The organism is Methylobacterium gossipiicola (genome assembly GCF_900113485.1).
Taxonomy (GTDB): domain Bacteria; phylum Pseudomonadota; class Alphaproteobacteria; order Rhizobiales; family Beijerinckiaceae; genus Methylobacterium; species Methylobacterium gossipiicola.
In genome coordinates, this window is record NZ_FOPM01000030.1 from 1 (window position 1) to 18,090 (window position 18,090).

The 18,090-nt window shown below is 68.4% G+C and carries 14 protein-coding genes, 1 tRNA gene, 1 rRNA gene and 1 other RNA gene; 10 read left to right on the plus strand and 7 right to left on the minus strand.

The window, feature by feature from the left end:
* The first annotated feature begins 81 nt into the window (after nt 1-81).
* The 6 genes from rrf (at nt 82) to ssrA (ending at nt 2,962) form a co-directional block, all read left to right on the plus strand.
* Nucleotides 82-197, plus strand: a 5S ribosomal RNA gene (gene rrf / locus BM249_RS18730).
* Nucleotides 198-262: 65 nt separating this feature from the next.
* Nucleotides 263-339, plus strand: a tRNA-Met gene (locus BM249_RS18735).
* 63 nt (nt 340-402) lie between these two features.
* Complete coding sequence (locus BM249_RS18740; protein WP_143103800.1) at nt 403-1,893, plus strand: SNF2-related protein; 1,491 nt, start codon at nt 403-405, stop codon at nt 1,891-1,893.
* Between the two features lie 157 nt (nt 1,894-2,050).
* Nucleotides 2,051-2,230, plus strand: coding sequence for a hypothetical protein (locus BM249_RS18745; protein ID WP_091974865.1), 180 nt, complete (start codon nt 2,051-2,053; stop codon nt 2,228-2,230).
* Entirely contained in the window at nt 2,205-2,555 is a 351-nt protein-coding gene (locus BM249_RS18750) for a hypothetical protein (RefSeq protein ID WP_091974867.1), read from the plus strand. Before BM249_RS18745 ends, BM249_RS18750 begins: the two co-directional genes overlap by 26 nt.
* 35 nt (nt 2,556-2,590) lie before the next feature.
* Nucleotides 2,591-2,962: a transfer-messenger RNA gene (gene ssrA, locus BM249_RS18755) on the plus strand.
* A 177-nt stretch (nt 2,963-3,139) separates the two neighbouring features.
* On the opposite strand, the gene BM249_RS18760 is transcribed toward ssrA, so the two are convergent.
* Nucleotides 3,140-3,793 carry a hypothetical protein gene (locus tag BM249_RS18760; RefSeq protein WP_091974869.1) on the minus strand — a complete coding sequence of 218 codons (654 nt, stop codon included), beginning with the start codon at nt 3,791-3,793 and terminating at the stop codon, nt 3,140-3,142.
* A gap of 44 nt (nt 3,794-3,837) precedes the next feature.
* Entirely contained in the window at nt 3,838-4,227 is a 390-nt protein-coding gene (locus BM249_RS18765) for a hypothetical protein (protein ID WP_091974916.1), read from the minus strand.
* 894 nt (nt 4,228-5,121) lie between these two features.
* Here BM249_RS18765 and BM249_RS18770 point away from each other — a divergent pair.
* Nucleotides 5,122-5,694: a hypothetical protein gene (locus tag BM249_RS18770; protein WP_244528859.1), complete on the plus strand. Its 573-nt coding sequence runs from the start codon at nt 5,122-5,124 to the stop codon at nt 5,692-5,694.
* A gap of 498 nt (nt 5,695-6,192) precedes the next feature.
* Here BM249_RS18770 and BM249_RS18775 read toward each other — a convergent pair whose 3' ends face one another.
* From BM249_RS18775 to BM249_RS18795, 5 genes are all read right to left on the minus strand, one after another.
* A complete protein-coding gene (locus BM249_RS18775) occupies nt 6,193-7,791 on the minus strand; it encodes a sulfite reductase subunit alpha (protein WP_091974870.1) in 1,599 nt (532 codons plus the stop codon).
* Nucleotides 7,788-9,575 carry a NirA family protein gene (locus BM249_RS18780; protein WP_091974873.1) on the minus strand — a complete coding sequence of 596 codons (1,788 nt, stop codon included), beginning with the start codon at nt 9,573-9,575 and terminating at the stop codon, nt 7,788-7,790. Before BM249_RS18780 ends, BM249_RS18775 begins: the two co-directional genes overlap by 4 nt.
* Nucleotides 9,576-9,586: 11 nt before the next feature.
* Nucleotides 9,587-10,816 (minus strand): NAD(P)/FAD-dependent oxidoreductase, encoded by a 1,230-nt coding sequence (locus tag BM249_RS18785; protein WP_091974875.1) that lies wholly within the window; start codon nt 10,814-10,816, stop codon nt 9,587-9,589.
* Nucleotides 10,817-11,258: 442 nt separating this feature from the next.
* Nucleotides 11,259-12,290 carry a CmpA/NrtA family ABC transporter substrate-binding protein gene (locus BM249_RS18790; protein WP_091974877.1) on the minus strand — a complete coding sequence of 344 codons (1,032 nt, stop codon included), beginning with the start codon at nt 12,288-12,290 and terminating at the stop codon, nt 11,259-11,261.
* A gap of 10 nt (nt 12,291-12,300) precedes the next feature.
* On the minus strand, nt 12,301-12,888 hold the full coding sequence (locus BM249_RS18795; RefSeq protein ID WP_091974879.1) for an ANTAR domain-containing response regulator: 588 nt from the start codon (nt 12,886-12,888) through the stop codon (nt 12,301-12,303).
* Nucleotides 12,889-13,123: 235 nt separating this feature from the next.
* Between BM249_RS18795 and BM249_RS18800 the strand changes: the two genes are divergently transcribed.
* From BM249_RS18800 to tkt, 3 genes are all read left to right on the plus strand, one after another.
* Nucleotides 13,124-13,774: a hypothetical protein gene (locus BM249_RS18800; RefSeq protein WP_143103801.1), complete on the plus strand. Its 651-nt coding sequence runs from the start codon at nt 13,124-13,126 to the stop codon at nt 13,772-13,774.
* 150 nt (nt 13,775-13,924) lie between these two features.
* Nucleotides 13,925-15,793 carry a glycoside hydrolase family 15 protein gene (locus BM249_RS18805; protein ID WP_091974883.1) on the plus strand — a complete coding sequence of 623 codons (1,869 nt, stop codon included), beginning with the start codon at nt 13,925-13,927 and terminating at the stop codon, nt 15,791-15,793.
* A gap of 121 nt (nt 15,794-15,914) precedes the next feature.
* Nucleotides 15,915-17,990 (plus strand): transketolase, encoded by a 2,076-nt coding sequence (gene tkt, locus BM249_RS18810; RefSeq protein ID WP_091974885.1) that lies wholly within the window; start codon nt 15,915-15,917, stop codon nt 17,988-17,990.
* Nucleotides 17,991-18,090: the final 100 nt, after the last annotated feature.

The following is an 18,090-nucleotide window of genomic DNA, read 5'->3' on the forward strand; positions in this document are numbered from 1 at the left end:
CAAACGGTCGAAACAACAAAAGACCCCGCGACAGCTACGGCTGTCGGTCCGCTTGCCGAACACCCCGATGTGCTGCGCCGGTCTGGTGGTTTGAGCGGTGTGCCCAAAACCCGATCCCATCTCGAACTCGGCCGTTAAACGCACCAGCGCCCATGGTACTGTGTCTCAAGACACGGGAGAGTCGGTCGCCGCCAGACCTGCACAGCACATCACAACAGTCCCTCCAAACGATCCGCCTTTGCCAAAACGGCAAACACCCTGGCGCGGGGTGGAGCAGCCCGGTAGCTCGTCAGGCTCATAACCTGAAGGTCACAGGTTCAAATCCTGTCCCCGCAACCAAACAAAACCAAAGCCCTCGACCCAAAAGGTCGAGGGCTTTGCGCGTTCGGGAAAGCCGTCACGATGTCCGAGCCGCAGCCCGTCCTCATCCCGAGACCGCATCAGGTGGAGGCCGCCCGAGCGATCCTGGCGGCACGGGCGGCGGGGAAACCAGGCTTCCTCCTCGGCGACATGACCGGTCTGGGAAAGACGTTATCGGTCTGGAGCGCCCTGACGCGCATGCCGGAAGCGGATGTCCTCATCGTCTGCCCCAAGGGGGCCATGCCGCAATGGCGACGGACCATCGCGCGATCCGGCTTGGCCGGGAAATCCGTCACCCTGATCAATTACGAGCGAACCAAATCGCTCATGGCCCCGTCGCCAGCGATCAAGCGGCGCTCGGCCCGCGCGAAGAACAACGCCCTGGCCAAACATGGCGCATTGAAGCGGAGTTGGGCGCTGGTCGCGTTCGACGAGAGCCATCGCCTACGCAATCCCACCGCGCAACAGAGCCTGATCTGTCGCCATCTCGCCGAGGCCGCCCGGTTCACGGTCTATCTCAGTGCAACGGCGGGCCAGGCGCCGCACGAACTGTCCTATCTCGGCCGTCTCCTCGGGGCCGCCGCCGGAGCGCCCTGCGAGACCGTCGCGGAGTTTCGCGATCTGCTGCGGCGGCTCGGGATCGGCGGGGCGAAGGGGCGATGGGCCAACTGGCGCTGGGAGGCCAACGCCCGCGACTGTGCCGTGATGGCCGATCTCCTCTATGCCGGGCCGAACGCCATCGGCCTGCGTCGGCGCCCGAGCGACATCGCGGGTTGGCCGGAGGTGCAGCGCGAACTCGCCGCAACCGCCCTCGATCCCGCTTCGCGCAAGCTCTACGTGGCGAACTGGCGTGCCTTCCGCCAGAGTTGGGGCCTGCTCGGCGGCAGCGCCCGCCGCCCGGCCGGGTGGGCCGCCGATCTGCGGTTCCGGCAGAAGGCGAGCTTGCTGCGCGTCGACGGCACGGTGGATTTCGTCGAGACCCTCCTCGACTCCGGACAGGCCGTGGCCATCTCCGTCGCCTTCCTCGAAACGGGAGCGGCCCTCGCCGAGACCCTGACCCGGCGGGGTTGGCGAACGGGCAGCATCGACGGAACGCGGGACGCGGCCGTCAACGAATCCGAGCGGTTGGCCTTCCAGAGTGGCGGGCGCGACGTGATGATCTTCACCGTAACGGAGTCGATTTCGCTTCATCGCAATGAGATGCCGGGGGGCGACGCCGTGCGGGCCTTGGTGATCCACGACATGCGCCACAGTGCGATTCAACTGGCGCAGATCGAAGGCCGCTGCCATCGCGACGGCGAACAGGCGACGATCTACTATGCCTTCGCGGAAGGCACGGTGGAGGAAGCCATCACCGCGACGGTGCTGCGCCGGATGAGGGCCATGGAGGCGATGGCGGGGGAGGATACGGCGCTCCTCGACGCCATCGCGGCCCTCATCGAGGCGACGCCGGAAGAGACGTCGGACTTCGCTGCCGAATCGCCGATCCCCCTCGCGAAAACCGCCGCGATACCGTTTCCCGAGATCGGATGAGCCAAGGACGATCAGGGTCCCTTCATATGTCGAGCCTACGGTTCTGTCTCGACGATTCGGGAAAAAGCGCCGGGAGACGGTCGTAAAGGCCCGCATGCTCTGCGACTTGATCGGAAATCGGATTTCACTCGCGCGGATGATGCCGTAAGGCGAAGCCATGTCAGACTTGGAAACTCTTCTCGATCGCCTGAAGAAGGCTCAGCGCGATCTCATCCTGGACGCCGCGAAGGTCGCGATGCTGCCCCCCGACAGTATGCTTCGCCGGATCGCCGACCTCGAGAATACCATCGCGGCCGTCGAGGCGCTCATCGATGAACAGCGCCACGCCCGCCCCTGATCGCCGGGTCCTGGAAACACCGGACGGCCGCTACATCGTGGTGAAAGGGCGCCTCTGGCGACGGGCGCGACCGGATCTTCCCACCCCTGAGCGAGACCGGCTGGTTCATGACCTCATGGATGCCCGCCGTGGGGTGAAGGCCGGCCGGAAAGCCGGCGACGATGGCGCCATCGCGACGGCACGGGCCGCCGTCGACCGGGCGAAGCAGGGGCTGGGCGAGCGCGGCCCGGTCTGGTGGACGGATGGGGCACCGGATCTCAACCGACGCCTCGCCCGCAACACGCCCTACGCCGAGTGGTATGCGTGCCAGGCGGACCCGAACTGATCCCCGGCCCCGGAAACGCAGTTTCGAGGTCGCCCGCACTGGACCCCGGGCAGGGCGTCGCCTATATTGGGAATGCGGTTGATGACCGATTCGTAATAACGTTTCAGGACCCGGAGGGCAGTACTCCGGCGCCTCCACCAAAAACGCATTCGGCGACCCATTGCGGGGTGCGTTTCTGATGGGGGCGAAATAGGATCGACTGGGCGGTAAAGGGATCGCGAGTTCAGTTTCACTTCGGTGAAATACGATGCGACTGTCGGTAAGGTTTCGACCGGTTTGGCGTAGGCAACCCCTATTCCAGGCATCTGACCAAAACTCTAAATGCCAACGATAACGTTGTCATGGATGCCCGCCTCGCGGCGTAAGCATCTTGCGGTAGGGTAACCGTCGAAACAGAACCCGGGGCCTCGGCTCCGGGACCCATCTCTTCCCATTTTTCGAGACATCGGCCGGATCGCGGACACCGCGAAGATCCGGCTTTTGTCGTGAACTGGATAGCAGAAAGCCCCGTGGCGGATCGCGGGGCTCGTCGATGATTTGCGCTCCGACGCGGCCTCCACGAAGTCCGTGGAGGCCGGGCCGTTTTAGACGGACGTCGTCGGATAGGAGCGAACCCGGGTGCGTCCCTCGGCGGGATTGGCATAGGCCGGCGGATGCGGGGCGGCGGCGACCTGGGGGGCCGTCCAGCCCTCTGCGCGCCAGCCCTCGGCGCGCTCGTCGAGGTCGATGGAGCCGTGCTCTTCGAGGATGTCCATCACCGAACCGGCGCGGGTCTCATCGGCGCGGACCGTGACCAGGGTACCGCCGCGACGGACGCCTTCGGAATAGGTATGCGCGTCCGTCTCACTCAGTCCCGCTCCGGTGAGACCGCCGGCGAGTCCGCCCGCCGCCGCGCCGATGCCGGCCCCCGTGAGGGTGGCGACGAGCCATCCGGCCGCGACCACGGGTCCGACACCCGGGATTGCCATGAGTCCGAGGCCCGTGAGGAGGCCGGCGGCACCACCCAACACGGTCCCAACGGTGGCACCGGTGCCGGCGCCCGTCGCGGCGCTCTCAGTGGTGTCGGTCCGGTCGGCGTTGGACGTCGGCGCCGTGACCCGTCCCGCGTGACGGTCGCCCTCGTTGCTACCGACGATGCTGATATCGCTGTGGGGAATACCCAGGGCCTCGATCTTCGCGACGGCAGCGCTGGCATCGTCGTAATCGTCGTAGAGGGCCGTGATGGTCTGCTGTGCCATGGTGGACTCCTGTTCGGATCCGAAACGAATGGATGGCGACGCGCTTACGGCTGCGCGGCGACGTTGCCCTTGAAATCGACGCCGACCTTCACGGGCTTGCCGTTGAGCAGGGCGTCGGCGCGCCAGATGCCCTTGTCGTCCTTCATGAGACCCTTGACGTCCTTGTAGCCGGCCTCGGTGAGACGGTGGTGGGTCTGCGCCTCGGTGAAGCTGTTGGCCCCCTCTTCGAGCTTGGCACCCGTGGCGGCGTGGGTCGTGCCGGGCTTGGTCATGTCGGGCTTGTCGGTGTTCGGGCGCGTCACCGCCTCCTGCCCGCCGGACGTGGCACTGGACTTCGCGTCGGGTGCAGGCGTTCCCGTCACGGTGGTCTGAGCCAGGGCCGGGCCGGCGCCGAGGACCGCTAGGAACGCGAGGGTTTGCAGAGTCCGGTTCACGGTCTTCTCCTTGTCTTGAAGACCCATTCAATCATCGAGACCGCAGGATCGTTCCGCTTTTGAAAGGGCCGCCCGTCTCGTGCACTCGCTGGCGCCGAGACGTGTTTGAATGACGCCCCTCCTCGAAGGGCAAGCTCTACGCAACACGTCGCGGGAAGATCCGCTGCGTCGTCTTGAAGACGGCCCTCACCAAACATTTCCATTCGGCGCGACAGGGCGTATGCGCCGCTTCGATCATGCGAATTCTTGTCAGCCTACGCCATCGGCGGACTCGGTGTCCGGTGGGGTCCGCTCCTCGACGAGCCGATCCTCTGGAGGATCGACGGGTGGAAACAATTGCGACAGCCCTCGGGCAACCCCGTGCAACACGGGAGCGAGGGCGATGGCGCCGGAATACAGGACGGAGTTGGTTTCGTTCACGGACCCATGCTTTCCCGAATACCTCTCCGCTGGCGACGCGCGACTGCGTCGAACCATGAAGATGCCTGGCAGGGACGTTCAAGTCGTCAGACAGCGATGGTTTCCATCGCATCGATAAAAAGTCCCCCGTCGGCGGCAACGATCTTGCCCCAGCGGAATGAAAGCCGCGCCTTTTCCAAGCGAATCGGTGCGCGCGAAGCGGCGATATCTAAGCCATTTCATGCCGGCCACGGAGGCGGGCCGATCGGTTACACAACCCCTCGGACGACGGGGCGTCGGCGGTCTTTCACCATCCGCGACGAACTGTGAATTCATGTGGGAACTGTTCAGATTGAGGATCCGTTAACGGCTCATCCCAGCGTGCGGCGGGGATCGAGAGCGAGCGCCGATTTTTCCATGACCCGAGCCCGACCTTTCGTGCGCAGTGGCATCGCCGCCGCGCTTCTGCTCCTTCCCATTCTCCCAGGCACGGCCATGGCCGCGGATGACGGTTTGGGTGGGCTGTTCCAGCGCCTGTTTCAGCCGGATCCGCCGGTGGCGATGCAGCCGGCGCCCATGCCGGTTGTCGCGGCCCCGTCCCCACGGCGGTTGGATGTCCGCCGGGCCGCCCGAGCCTTGAATACGCGGCACCGCTCCATCCGCTACGCCGCCCTGCCCAAGGCCGAGCCCCTCAAGATCCGCATCACCGACCGGCAGACGCCCATCGACATGAAGGACGGTGCCGCCGCCGCTTTCCTGAAGGACCCGACCCTGCGCCCCGGCGACATCGTGGTGATGAACGACGGCGCGAAGGTGTTCACCGGGAACCCCGACAAGCCTCACGCCGCCCGCGATTTCGAGAGCATCGGGCGCTCGGCGTTCATCGACCGGCACACCCGCAGCCAACTCTCTGCCATGGTCATGCCCGTGGGTGCCATTCCGGCGGCGGAAGCGCGGCGGATCGCGGCCCGCGCGCGCAAGGTTCCGCTCATCACCACGCTGTCGGCGCCCGTCGAGACCGCAGCCATGCGGATTATCGCGCCCTGGACAGTGGCGGCCTCGAAATAGACTTCCGTTCCAATCGGCCGTCTCGGATCAGCGAGACGCGATAGCCTCCCTTGTCCGATGTGGTTCCGCTTGATGGAACGGGTCGCCGGACCAGCCAGTCCGCGCGGCGTTTGAAGACAACCGAACGCCGCCTTTCCGAGGGAAAGAACGGCGTTCGGAGGAGGGACAGGGCGATTTCAATTGCCCCCGCTCATCGTTCCGGGCCGCCGAGAGCGCCCTCTGCCCCGAAGGAACGCGCCGGGGGCACGATCCAGAGCTCCGGCCCGGCAAGGTCTCGCACCATCAGCACTTTCCGAATTCCGGCCCCCGCTGCGCAGCCGCGGGAAGAGGCCGGATACGGTTTCCGATCGACGGCTTCGGATTGGCGGGGTGACAGAGGCTCCTTCCCCTGAAGGGAGAAGGAGCCCGCACCGGCCAAAGACCGAATGGATCATCCGAAAAACAGTCTGACATCCGATGCGATCCCCCCGTAAAGGGGGGAGGGCGCCGGCAGGCTTGCTAATACACGTCAGCCTGATACCGCCCGGTCTTCTTCAGATGGGCCAGGTACGCCACCGCCTCGTCGGGATTCTTGCCGCCGTATTGGCTGGCGACGTCGATGATGGCCCGCTCCACGTCCTTGGCCATGCGCTTGGCGTCACCGCAGACGTAGAAATGCGCGCCGCCTTCGAGCCACTTCCAAAGCTCGGCGCCGTTCTCGCGCATCCGGTCCTGGACGTAGGTCTTCTCTCCGCCGTCGCGGGACCAGGCGAGCGACAGGCGCGTGAGCACCTTCTTGTCCTTCAGGCCGTTCAGCTCATCCTTGTAGAAGAAGTCGGACGCCTGTTTCTGGTGGCCGTAGAACAGCCAGTTGCGGCCCGGCGCCTGCGTGGCATCGCGTTCGCGCAGGAAGGCGCGGAACGGCGCGATGCCGGTGCCGGGGCCGACCATGATAACGTCCTTCGACAGATCCTCCGGCAGGGCGAACCCGTGCGCCTTCTGCAGGTAGACCCGGACCTTCATGCCCTCGGGCAAGCGCTCGCCGAGATGGGTCGAGGCGACGCCCAGCCGCAGGCGCGAGCGGTGGCTGTAGCGAACGGCGTCCACCGTGAGGGAGACCCGGCCCGGATCGGCCTTCGGCGAGGACGAGATGGAGTAGAGCCGGGGCTGCAACTCGTCGAGGGCCTCCAGGAACACCTCCGCGTCGGGGCGCGCCCCGGGGAACTTGTGCAGCGCGCCCAGCACATCGAGATGGGCGGCATCGCCGTCCGGGTCCTCGCCGGCGGCCAGCGCCTGCGCCTTCTTGCGGGCTTCGCCCGAGGTGAGGAGCGAGAGGAGCTGGTAGAGCCCGTCCGGCGCCCCACCGAGGGCGTACTCGGTCAGCAGGCGGTCGCGCAGGGTCTTGTCGCCGATCTTGCGCTCGGGGCGGGCGCCGAGTTCGGCGATGACGGCATCGACCAGGGCCGGGGCGTTGGCGGGGAACAGCCCGAGGGAATCACCGACCACGTAGTCGATGGGCGTACCGGTGAGATCGATCTCGATGTGCCAGGTCTCCTTCTCGCCGCCCGGCGCGTTGAGGCGCAGGCGCGAGAGGAAGGTCGCCTCGACAGGGTTTTCGCGGCACAGGCCGAGGGGCCCGAGGGTCGGCTCGGCCTTCGGCACGGCCGGGTCGGCGGCCTTGGGGGCAGCCCCGCCGCCGGCGCCGAATTCCTCGTCGAGCTTCTTCAGCATCCGGAGCGTGTCCTTGCCGCCGGGCTGGCAGAGGTTCAGGCGCTCCTCGCTCTTGAGGAAGATGGCGTTGGCGTAGTCGGCGCAGTTGTAGCCGCACTGGCCGCAATCCTGCTGCGCCATGGCGGCCATGAGCTTCTGCGCCTCGGACCGATCCTTGGCGAGATCCATCCGATCGGGCAGCGGCATCGAGGGGTCGTGCCACGGCGCGTCGTCGTTGTCGGCGAGTTTGGGTCCGCCGGGGGCGTCGCCCGGAGCCAGGGCCGTGGCGCCCTCGACGGCGGGGCCCAGGAGGGCGGCGAAGTAGCCCGACAGCCACGCGCGCTGGTCGGGATTGAACGGGGCGTTCTCCGGGATGAGAACGAGCGGGGGGGCGACGTGCTCGCTCATGCGGCTGCCTTCAGGACGGGTTGCTCTTCGGCGCTGTCGCGCAGGGAATCGGGGCCGGTGCGCAGGGTGAAGGCCTGGAAGCTCTCCTCCGGACCCTGGCGGTTGCCGAGGTAGCTGCGCAGGAGCGCCTCGATCCGGGCCGGGCAATCCTCGGCCTTCACGGCCTTCCAGATCTCGGTGCCGATCTTCGGGCTATCCCCGAAGCCGCCCCCGACCACGATGTCGTAGCCCTCCACCGTGTCGCCCTCCTCCGAGACGACTACTTTCGCGCCGATGAGCCCGATATCGCCGATGTAGTGCTGGGCGCAGGAATGGTGGCAGCCGGTGAGGTGCACGTTCACCGGCACATCGAGCTCCTTGAGATTGGCCTCGATGTAGTCGGCGATGGCGAGGGCGTGACCCTTGGTGTCGGAGGCGGCGAACTTGCAGCCGCGGCTGCCGGTGCAGGCGACGAGGCCGGCGCGGATGCTGGACGCCTGCGTCGTGAGTCCCAGGGCCGCGACGCGGCCCTCGACCTCGGCGACCTTGGCGTCGGGCACGCCGGAAAACAGAAAGTTCTGCCACACGGTCATGCGGATGGCACCGTCGCCGCACTCGGCGGCGATCTTGGCGAGCGCCCGCATCTGGTCCGTGGTGAGCTTGCCCACCGGCAGGATCACCCCGATCCAGTTGAGGCCGGGCTGAACTTGGCTGTGCACGCCGACATGGGCGAAGCGGTCCATGGGGCCGCGCGGGGCGACATGGGCGGGATCGACCCGGTCGAGCGTGTAGCCGAGCTCGGCCTCGACGGCGGCGAGGTACTTGTCGAAGCCCCAGGCGTCGAGGACGTACTTCATCCGGCTCTTGTTGCGGTTGGTGCGATCCCCGTTCTTGATGAACACCCGCAGGATCGCGTCCGCGACCTTGTTGCAATCCGCCGGCTTCAGGACCACGCCGGTGTCGCGGGCGAGATCCCGGTGGCCCGAAATGCCGCCGAGCACGAGGCGCATCCACACGCCCGGGGCGACGGCTGCGCCGTCGAGCACCCGCACGGCCTGGAAGCCGATGTCGTTGGTCTCCTCGAGGACCGGCATGACGCCGCCGCCGTCGAAGGCGACGTTGAACTTGCGCGGCAGACCGAACAGCGAACGGTCGTTGAGGATGTGGTTGTGCCAGGATTTGGCGAGCGGCCGCGTGTCGAGGAGTTCCTGCGCGTCGATGCCGGCCACCGGCGAGCCGGTGACGTTGCGGATGTTGTCGGCACCGGCCCCGCGCGCCGTGAGGCCGAGATCGACGAGGCCGTCGAGGAACGGCTGCCCGTGCTCCGGCGCGATCTCGCGGACTTGGAGGTTGGCGCGGGTGGTGACGTGGCTGTAGCCGCCGCCATGGGCATCGGCGAGATCGGCGATGCCGGCGAACTGCCAGTGCTGCAGGATACCGTTGGGGATGCGCAGGCGGCACATGTAGGAATTCTGGGCTGGCGCCACCCAGAACAGGCCGTGATAGCGCCAGCGGAAATTGTCCTCGGGCTTCGGCGCCTTGCCCGTGGCCGCCTCGGCGATGAGCCGGTTGTGGCCGTCGAACGGGTTCTCGGCGCGCTTCCACTTCTCTTGGTCGCAGAGCTTGCCGCCGGCCTTCACCGTGGCGTCCTGGGCCTTGATGTGGATCGCGTCCGGCCCCGTGGGTTCGGCCGGCGGGGTCGCCGCTTGCCCGAGGGCGAGGCCGCCCGTGAGGCGGGCCGCGGAGATGCCGGAGGCGAAACCTTCGAGGTAGCGCTTCTGCTCGGCGTTGAAATCGTCAGCCATGAAAGCCTCCGTCACGCTGCGAGGGGTTGAGGGGCAGGGGGAGAAGGGGTTTGACGCCCGAACATGAGGTCGTCGCGGTGCCCCGCGATGGGGGCGCCGCCGCGGATGAGCTCCTTGCACCAACCCTGTTCGGCGATGTCGCCGACGAAGACCGCGCCGATGAGCCGGTCGTCGGCGATGATGAGCTTGCGATAGAGGCCGAGGCCCGGATCGCTCAGGACGATGGTCTCGGCGCCCTCCGGCGCCTCGATGGCGCCGGCCGAGAACACCGGCAGCCCCGAGACCTTGAGGCTGGTGGCGAGCGACGTGCCCGGATAGGCCGCCGCCTCGCCGACGAGGTGGCGGCTTAAGGTCTCGGCCTGTTCGTAGGCCGGCTCGACGAGGCCGTAGACCACGCCCCGGTGCTCGGCGCATTCGCCCAGAGCGTAGATGCGGGTATCGGAGGTCTGCATCCGATCGTCGACGGTGATGCCGCGCGCCGTGGCGAGACCCGCGGCCTGCGCCAGGGCGACGTTGGGGCGGACGCCCACCGACAGGACGACGAGGTCGGCCGGCAGCACGGACCCGTCCGACAGGACCAAGCGTTCGACCCGGCCGTCGCCCTCCACCGAAGCGGTGTCGGCCCGGAGCAGCACGCGCACGCCGCGCGCCTCCATGGCACGCTTCACGAGGCCGGCGGCGGCGTGATCGAGCTGGCGCTCCATCAGCCGGTCCATGACGTGGAGGAGCGTGGTGTCGATGCCGAGCCGCGCGAGACCGACGGCGGCTTCGAGCCCGAGCAACCCGCCGCCGATCACGATGGCCTTGGCGTGAGCGACGGCGGCCTCGCGGATGGCGGCGACGTCCGCGAGATCGCGGAAGGTCAGCACACCGGGCAGGTCCATGCCCGCCTTGGGCAGGCGGATCGGCACGGAGCCGACGGCCAGCACGAGCTTGTCGAAGGGCAGGACGTGGGTCTCGCCCACCACCACAAGGGCGTTCTCGCGGTCGATCTGCGTCACCGGCGCGCCCGTGATGAGGCGGATGCCGTGCGCCTCGTACCAGTCGAGCCCCCGGAAGGCGCAAGCCGCCTCGTCGACCTCGCCGCCCAGCAGCGACGAAAGCAGGACGCGGTTATAAGCCGCCCGAGGCTCGGCGCCGACGACGGTGACGTCGTACCGGCCCGGCGCCCGCTCGGTGAGGCGCTCGAGAAACCGCAACGACGCCATGCCATTGCCGATGATGACGAGTCTTTCCTTCATCGCGCGCGATCGGATCCTCAGGCCGCGAGGGACAAGGGCGATGCCCCCCCGTTCAGGGCGCGAACTCGGTGATCGAGAAAACCATCACGCATCGAAACCGACATCCTCGCAGGGCTGCAGAGCGCCAAAACAGAAAGCCGCCGACCAAGCACATCCATCGAGCGCGCTCACACGCCCAGGGGGAGTCTCGGGTCAGCGGCTCTGCCGACGGATAAGGCCCGTCGCCTTTGACGAGCGTGAATGTCCAAGCAGGAGCCGTGCCAACGGGCGGATCGCAGTGCGGAAAGCCCTATCGGACGTGTCGGAGAACCGCTTGACGGTTCGCGCGGAGTTTCGACGGGCGCGTCGAAGGCGGTCTTTCGGAACCGGAGACGTCTTTCGGATTCTGGCGCCCGCCCTGCACAATCGAAAGGCACGATGGCGATGGCGCGGGCATATCCCTTCAGGGGGAGACGGTGCCTTCGCCCCAGGCGGCGTCGTACAGGTCCGGTCGGTAGAGGGCGCGGGCGCGCTCGGTCAGGGCCGGCGTGAGGATGATCTGGGCCGCCGCCGCCATCCGGTCGAGCAGCCAGTCGACATGGCTCGGCCTCGGCCGCTCGATATCCGCGCCGAAGGTCACGAAGTTCGCGGCATCCCGCCGCGTACCGTCGGAATCGACCGCCACCGTGCCGGCCAGGGCGCCGCGGACGAGGCCGGGCGCGATGTCGAGATGGTCCGGACCCGCGAGCAGGCGGGCGAGTTCGTCGTGATTGCGGGGGTCGGCGCACCAGCGCCCCGCCAGGCTCACGGCCCGCACCAGGGCGCCGCTCGCCGCCGCCGCGTAGGGCGGCAGGGCGAGCACCTTCTCCGGACAGTCCGGCGCGAGTTCGCAACCGAAGGCGGCGATGCGGCCGTAACCTTCGTCCACCGCGAGGCTGTTCCAGGGCGTTCCGGCGCAGAAGCCGTCGATGTGTCCGGCCTGCAGGGCCTCGGCGATGCGGGGCGGCGGGATCACCACCATCCGGATCGCGGCATCGAGGTCGAGCCCCCCGCGGGCGGCGAACAACCGGAGTTGGTAGGTGTGGCTCGAGAACGGATGCACGGTGCCGAGGGTCAGCGGACGTTCCCGTTGCGCCCGCTCCCGCGCCACCCGCCCGAAGGCGGACGCCACGGCGTCGAGATCTTCGTCCCCCGGGGCCATCTCGGCCCAGAGGTCGCGGGATACCGTGATGGCATTGCCGTTGAGATTGAGGGCCAGGGGCACGGCGAGCCGGGTCTCGGGGCCGCTGATGCCGAGGACGCTGGCGATGGCGAGGGGCGCCAGCATGTGGGCGCCATCGAGGAGGCCGAGGGCCAGCTTGTCCCGCAGGGTCGCCCAGGAGGATTCGCGCACGAGGTCGACGCACAAGCCCTCGGCGGCGGCGAACCCACCCTCTACAGCGACGACGAGGGGGGCCGCATCGACGAGCGGAACGTATCCGAGGGCGAGTCTCATGGGTTGCGTTTCATCCGAGAAGGTCCGCCGCCGTCACGATGGCGCGGGCGATGTCGGCGATCTTGCGCTTCTCGTTCATGGCCTTGCGCCGCATCATCCGGTAGGCCTCCTCCTCGGGCATGCCCTTGGCGGTCATGAGGATGCCCTTGGCCCGCTCGATGAGCTTGCGGTCGGCGAGCTCGCCCCGCGCCTCCAGCAATTCCCGTTGCAGCCGCGCGAAGGCGTTGAAGCGCAGGATCGCGATGTCGAGGATGGAGCGGATGCGCTGCGGCTGCAGGCCGTCGACGACGTAGGCCGAGATGCCCGCATCCACCGCCGCCTGCATCATCGGCACGTCCGAGCGGTCGACGAACATGGCGACGGGCCGCTCCACGTGACGCGACAGGCCGGACATCTGCTCCAAGATGTCCCGGCTCGGGCTCTCGACATGGATCACCACCACGTCCGGGTTGAGGGCGGCGACGCGGGCCGGCAGGTCGGCGGTGTCGGGCAGGATCACGACGCGGGCGATGCCGGCGGCCGCCAGACCTTCTTCCAAGATCGCGGCACGGGCCGGGCTCGGGTCGATCACGGCCACGGTGAGGGAGGGCTCGGTCATCGGAGTCCGACAGGAAGGCTGCCGTCCGCTGATCGCACGCCCCCCCGATTTTCGGCAAGAGCGCGTGTCGGGCAGGGTGACATTATAGGCCGTGCCAGCGAGGGGACGCGCCCGTGGGGATGGCCGACCGCGAATCGGGGACCGGTTACGCGCGCGAAAGAAAATAGCCCAGCTTCCGCCGCAAACCGCCCCGCTTATGGGCGTGGGGATGGCGAACGATTGCGGGGATGCCGGGATGACGGTGCGACACCACTGCGGGTCCGTCGACGAGGGGCTCAGCCTGGAGGCCACCTCCGGCGTGACACCGCCCCTTCTCCCGACCCTGGTCGTCGCCCTCGTGCTCGGCGCCGCCTCGCTCCTCTGCCGCGAGCCCGATGCCCCCACGTCGACGGCCCCGACGACGGCCATCAGCACCACCCTGGCGCCGCGCAGCGTCGCGGAGCCGCGCAGCGTCGTGGAGCCGGTCACCACGGGATCGATCGCCGAGACCTTCGTGCCCGCCACCCTCGCTTTCCCGCGTCAGTTCCCCCTCGTCCTCACGGCGCAGGCCGTCGCTCCGCCGCAGGCATCGGCCCGTCGGCCCGCCGCTCCCCGCGTGGCGACCCTGCGCCGGACGCCCCCCGCCAAGCCTCCGGTCCCGGCCGAGGCCGTGCGCGGGGAGGCGGCGCCGGCGGACCCGATCGCGGGTATCGACACCGCCAGCCGCGGCGCGTCGGACGATTCGATGCCAAACTGGTCCCTGCCCGACTTGGCCCTGCCCTTCGCCCCGGCGATCGAGACGGCGGGCCGGGTGCGCGATTTCGTCGGCGGTCAGGGGGCGATGGCCCGCACGCAGGCCACGGCCCTGAGTGTCGCCGTGGTGGAGGTCGTCGAAGCCCTGCGCTGAGCGCATCGCGGTTTCGCGCCGGTTTCCTGTGCCGTCGCCGGTCAATCGCCTGGCCTACCCTGGACCCTGCCCCCTCGGCGGACTAGGTGGACGCCATCGACGATGCATCGCCGCGAGACGGGACGCATCGGGGGGCGGACGAGGGCCGGAATGGCAGGACGGATCGAGGATTACGCGCTTGTCGGCGACGGCCGCACCGCCGCCCTGATCGGGCGCGACGGCAGCGTCGATTGGCTGTGCTGGCCTCGTTTCGATTCCGCCGCCTGCTTCGCCGCCCTCCTGGGCACCGAGGAGCACGGGTTCTGGAAGCTCGGCCCCACCGATCCGACAGCGAAAACCTCGCGGCAGTACCGGCAAGGCAGCCTCGTCCTCGAAACCCAGCACGAGACCGGAACCGGCTGCGTCCGGGTGACGGATTACATGCCGGCCAATGACGGCTCGCACCTCGTGCGCATCGTCGAGGGGCTGTCGGGCGAGGTCGCCATGCACATGCGCCTCGCCGTGCGCTTCGATTACGGTCTGGCCGTCCCCTGGGTGTCGCACAACGAACTCGGGGACCTGCGCGCCATCTCGGGGCCGCACAAGGTGGTGCTGCGGACCCTCGTGCCCCTGCACGGCGAGAACCAGACCACGGTGGCCGATTTCACCGTGTCGGCGGGCGAGAGCGTCGCCTTCACCTTGAGTTACGGCCCGTCGCACGAGGACGATCCGCCGCCAATCCAGCCGCGCAAGGTGCTGTTCGAGACCGACCGCCACTGGCGCGACTGGTCGAGCCGCGCCGCCCATGGCACCCCGTGGGACGCGATCCTGCAGCGATCGCTCCTCACCCTGAAGGCGCTTATCTACCATCCCACCGGCGGCATCGTGGCCGCGCCCACCACCTCCCTGCCGGAGGAGATCGGCGGGGTGCGCAACTGGGATTACCGGTTCTGCTGGCTGCGCGATTCCACTTTCACCCTCATCGCCATGATGGATGGCGGCTACCTCGACGAGGCCCGCGCCTGGCGCGACTGGCTGGTGCGGGCGGTGGCGGGCAATCCGGAGCAGGCCCACATCCTCTACGGCATCGCCGGCGAACGCATGCTGCCGGAAATTGAACTCGACTGGCTGCCCGGCTACGAGAATTCGAAGCCCGTCCGCATCGGCAACGCCGCCGTGGAGCAGTTCCAGCTCGACGTCTACGGCGAGATCTTCGACGCCCTGTATCAGGCGCGCCAGCGCGGGCTGCTCGGCGATGCCGATGGCTGGCGCGTCGGCAAGGCGCTCCTGCGCCACCTCGAAAACGTCTGGAACACCCCCGACGAGGGCATCTGGGAGGTGCGCGGCGGGCGCCGCCACTTCGTCCATTCCAAGGTGATGGCCTGGGTCGCCTTCGACCGGGCGATCCGCTCCTACGAGGAGGGCGAGCCCTACGACGCCCCCGTGGATCGCTGGCGCACGATCCGCGACCAGATCCACGCCGAGGTCTGCGAGAAGGGATTCGACACGGAACTCAACAGCTTCGTGCAATCCTACGGTTCGAAGCGCCTCGACGCGAGTCTGCTCCTCATCGCCCATATGGGCTTCCTGCCCCAGGACGATCCGCGCGTGGTGGGCACCGTCGAGGCCATCGGCCGGACCTTGAGCCGCGACGGCTTCATCCTGCGCTACGACACCGAGGACCAGACCACGGACGGCCTGCCGGGCGACGAGGGCGCCTTCCTGCCGTGCAGTTTCTGGTACGCCGACAACCTCATCGGTCTCGGCCGCTGCGAGGAGGCGCGTGCCCTCATCGAGAAGCTCATCGGCGTCTGCAACGATGTCGGCCTCGTGTCGGAGGAGTATGACGTCAAGGGCAAGCGCCTCGTGGGCAACTTCCCGCAGGCGTTCAGCCACGTCACCCTAGTGAACACCATCCTGAACTACAGTCGGGCCAACGGGCCGGCGAAGGAACGGGGCGCCCACGCCCCGGAGGAGGTGCACGAAGGTGCCTGCCTCCGGGCGGATCGGGCGGCGGGCCGCGCGACCGTGCCGGCCTGACCCGGGCGACACGACGGGACATCGAGACGGGCGGAGCCGGCATCAGGCCGACCCGCCCCACGGGACGAGGGCCGATCCGCGCGGCGGGCGGTCCCAGACGAGAGTTAAGGAAGGCAGGACCATGAGCGGAGCCGACACCAAGCCGAGCGAGGCCCTCAGCGCCATCGACAAGCTCAGCATCGACACCCTGCGGACGCTGGCCATCGACGCGGTGCAGAAGGCCAATTCCGGCCATGCCGGTGCCCCGATGGCCCTGGCGCCCGTGGCCTATACCCTATGGAACCGCTACCTGCGCTACGATCCGGCCCATCCGCATTGGCCGAACCGCGACCGTTTCGTGCTCTCGGCCGGTCATGCCTCGATGCTGCTCTACGGCCTGCTGCATCTCGCGGGCGTCGCCCAGACGGATGGCGGCAACGAGCCGGCCGTGTCCCTCGACGACATCAAGAACTTCCGCCAGCTCGACAGCAAGACGCCGGGGCACCCGGAATACCACTTCACCACCGGCGTCGAGACCACCACGGGGCCGCTCGGCCAGGGCGTCGCCAACTCCGTCGGCATGGCCATGGGCGGCCGCTTCCTCGGCGAGACCCTGAACCGGCCCGACCTGCCGCTGTTCGACTTCAACGTCTACGCCATCTGCTCGGACGGCGACCTCATGGAGGGTGTGGCGGCCGAAGCCGCCTCCATCGCCGGGCACCTGCGCCTGTCGAACCTGTGCTGGATCTACGACAACAACACCATCACGATCGAGGGGCATACCGAGCTCGCTTTCTCCGAGGAGGTGGCGACGCGCTTCCTCGGCTATGGCTGGCAGGTGCTGCGGGTGGCCGACGCCAACGACGTCCACGCCATCTCGGGCGCCCTCGAGACCTTCCTGCAATCGAACGATCGCCCGACCCTCATCATCGTCAACTCGATCATCGGGTTCGGCGCGCCGAAGAAGCAAAACACCTCCAAGGCGCATTCGGACGCGCTCGGCGAAGAGGAAGTGAAGGGCGCCAAGCGCGCCTATGGCTGGCCCGAGGACGCGCAGTTCCTCGTTCCCGACGGGGTGCGTGAGAACTTCCAGGCCGGCATCGGCGAGCGCGGCGCCGCCCTGTTCGCCGATTGGGAGCGGTTCGTGGGGCAGGCCAAGGCCGACGATCCGGCGCTCGCGCAGGAGATCGACGCCCTTCTTTCCGGCCGCCTGCCCGAGGGCTGGGACAGGGACATCCCGGTCTTCCCAGCCGACGCCAAGGGCCTGGCGACGCGCGAATCGTCCGGCAAGGTGCTCAACGCCATCGCCAAGCATGTGCCGCATCTGCTCGGCGGCTCGGCCGATCTCGCCCCGTCGAACAAGACCAAGCTCGAATTCGAGGGCGCCGGCACCCTGTCGCCGTTCGAGCCCGGCGGCCGCAACATCCATTTCGGCGTGCGCGAGCATGCCATGGGGTCGATCGTGAACGGCCTCGGCCTCGTGGGCCTGCGCGCCTACGGCGCCACCTTCCTGGTGTTCGCCGACTACATGCGCCCGCCCATCCGCCTCGCGGCCCTCATGGAGCTGCCGGTCTTCCACGTCTTCACCCACGATTCCATCGGGGTCGGCGAGGACGGACCGACCCACCAGCCGGTGGAGCAGCTGCTCTCCCTGCGGGCGATCCCCGGCCTCGTCACCCTGCGCCCGGCCGACGCCAACGAGGTCGCGGAAGCCTACCGCGTCATCATGGGCCTCAAGAACCAGCCGGCGGTGCTGGCCCTCTCGCGCCAGCCCCTGCCGACCCTCGACCGTTCGACCTATGCCAGCGCCGCGGGCGTCGCCAAGGGCGGCTACGTGCTGGCCGACAGCGACGGCACGCCGGACGTCATCCTCATCGGCACGGGTTCCGAGGTGCAGCTCTGCGTCAGCGCCTATGAGGCCCTGAAGGCCGAGGGCGTGAAGGCCCGCGTGGTCTCGATGCCGTCCTGGGAGCTGTTCGAGTTCCAGGACGAAGCTTACCGCAATTCGGTGCTCATCCCCGAGGTGCTGGCCCGCGTCGCCGTCGAGCAGGGTTCGGTCATCGGCTGGGACCGCTACGCCGGTTCGGCGGGCACGATCATCGGCATGCACACCTTCGGCTCCTCGGCGCCGATCAAGGACCTTCAGACGAAGTTCGGCTTCACCCCCGAGAAGGTGCTCCAGGCGGCTCGCGACCAGATCGCCCGACACAAGAAGTAGAACGGGGCCGGGGGGCGGAACTCCCGCCCGCCCTTCGACCCTTCGCATGAACTTCGAGACATCGCGCGTCTCCCATGCGGGCACCGGCCCCTGGGATCGG

Coding starts and splice junctions, on each gene's coding strand:
- BM249_RS18740 (WP_143103800.1), top strand. CDS start 403: ATGTCCGAGCCGCAGCCCGTCCTCATCCCGAGACCGCATCAGGTGGAG.
- BM249_RS18745 (WP_091974865.1), top strand. CDS start 2,051: ATGTCAGACTTGGAAACTCTTCTCGATCGCCTGAAGAAGGCTCAGCGC.
- BM249_RS18750 (WP_091974867.1), top strand. CDS start 2,205: ATGAACAGCGCCACGCCCGCCCCTGATCGCCGGGTCCTGGAAACACCG.
- BM249_RS18760 (WP_091974869.1), bottom strand. CDS start 3,793: ATGGCACAGCAGACCATCACGGCCCTCTACGACGATTACGACGATGCC.
- BM249_RS18770 (WP_244528859.1), top strand. CDS start 5,122: ATGGCCGCGGATGACGGTTTGGGTGGGCTGTTCCAGCGCCTGTTTCAG.
- BM249_RS18775 (WP_091974870.1), bottom strand. CDS start 7,791: ATGAGCGAGCACGTCGCCCCCCCGCTCGTTCTCATCCCGGAGAACGCC.
- BM249_RS18780 (WP_091974873.1), bottom strand. CDS start 9,575: ATGGCTGACGATTTCAACGCCGAGCAGAAGCGCTACCTCGAAGGTTTC.
- BM249_RS18785 (WP_091974875.1), bottom strand. CDS start 10,816: ATGAAGGAAAGACTCGTCATCATCGGCAATGGCATGGCGTCGTTGCGG.
- BM249_RS18790 (WP_091974877.1), bottom strand. CDS start 12,290: ATGAGACTCGCCCTCGGATACGTTCCGCTCGTCGATGCGGCCCCCCTC.
- BM249_RS18795 (WP_091974879.1), bottom strand. CDS start 12,888: ATGACCGAGCCCTCCCTCACCGTGGCCGTGATCGACCCGAGCCCGGCC.
- BM249_RS18800 (WP_143103801.1), top strand. CDS start 13,124: ATGACGGTGCGACACCACTGCGGGTCCGTCGACGAGGGGCTCAGCCTG.
- BM249_RS18805 (WP_091974883.1), top strand. CDS start 13,925: ATGGCAGGACGGATCGAGGATTACGCGCTTGTCGGCGACGGCCGCACC.
- tkt (WP_091974885.1), top strand. CDS start 15,915: ATGAGCGGAGCCGACACCAAGCCGAGCGAGGCCCTCAGCGCCATCGAC.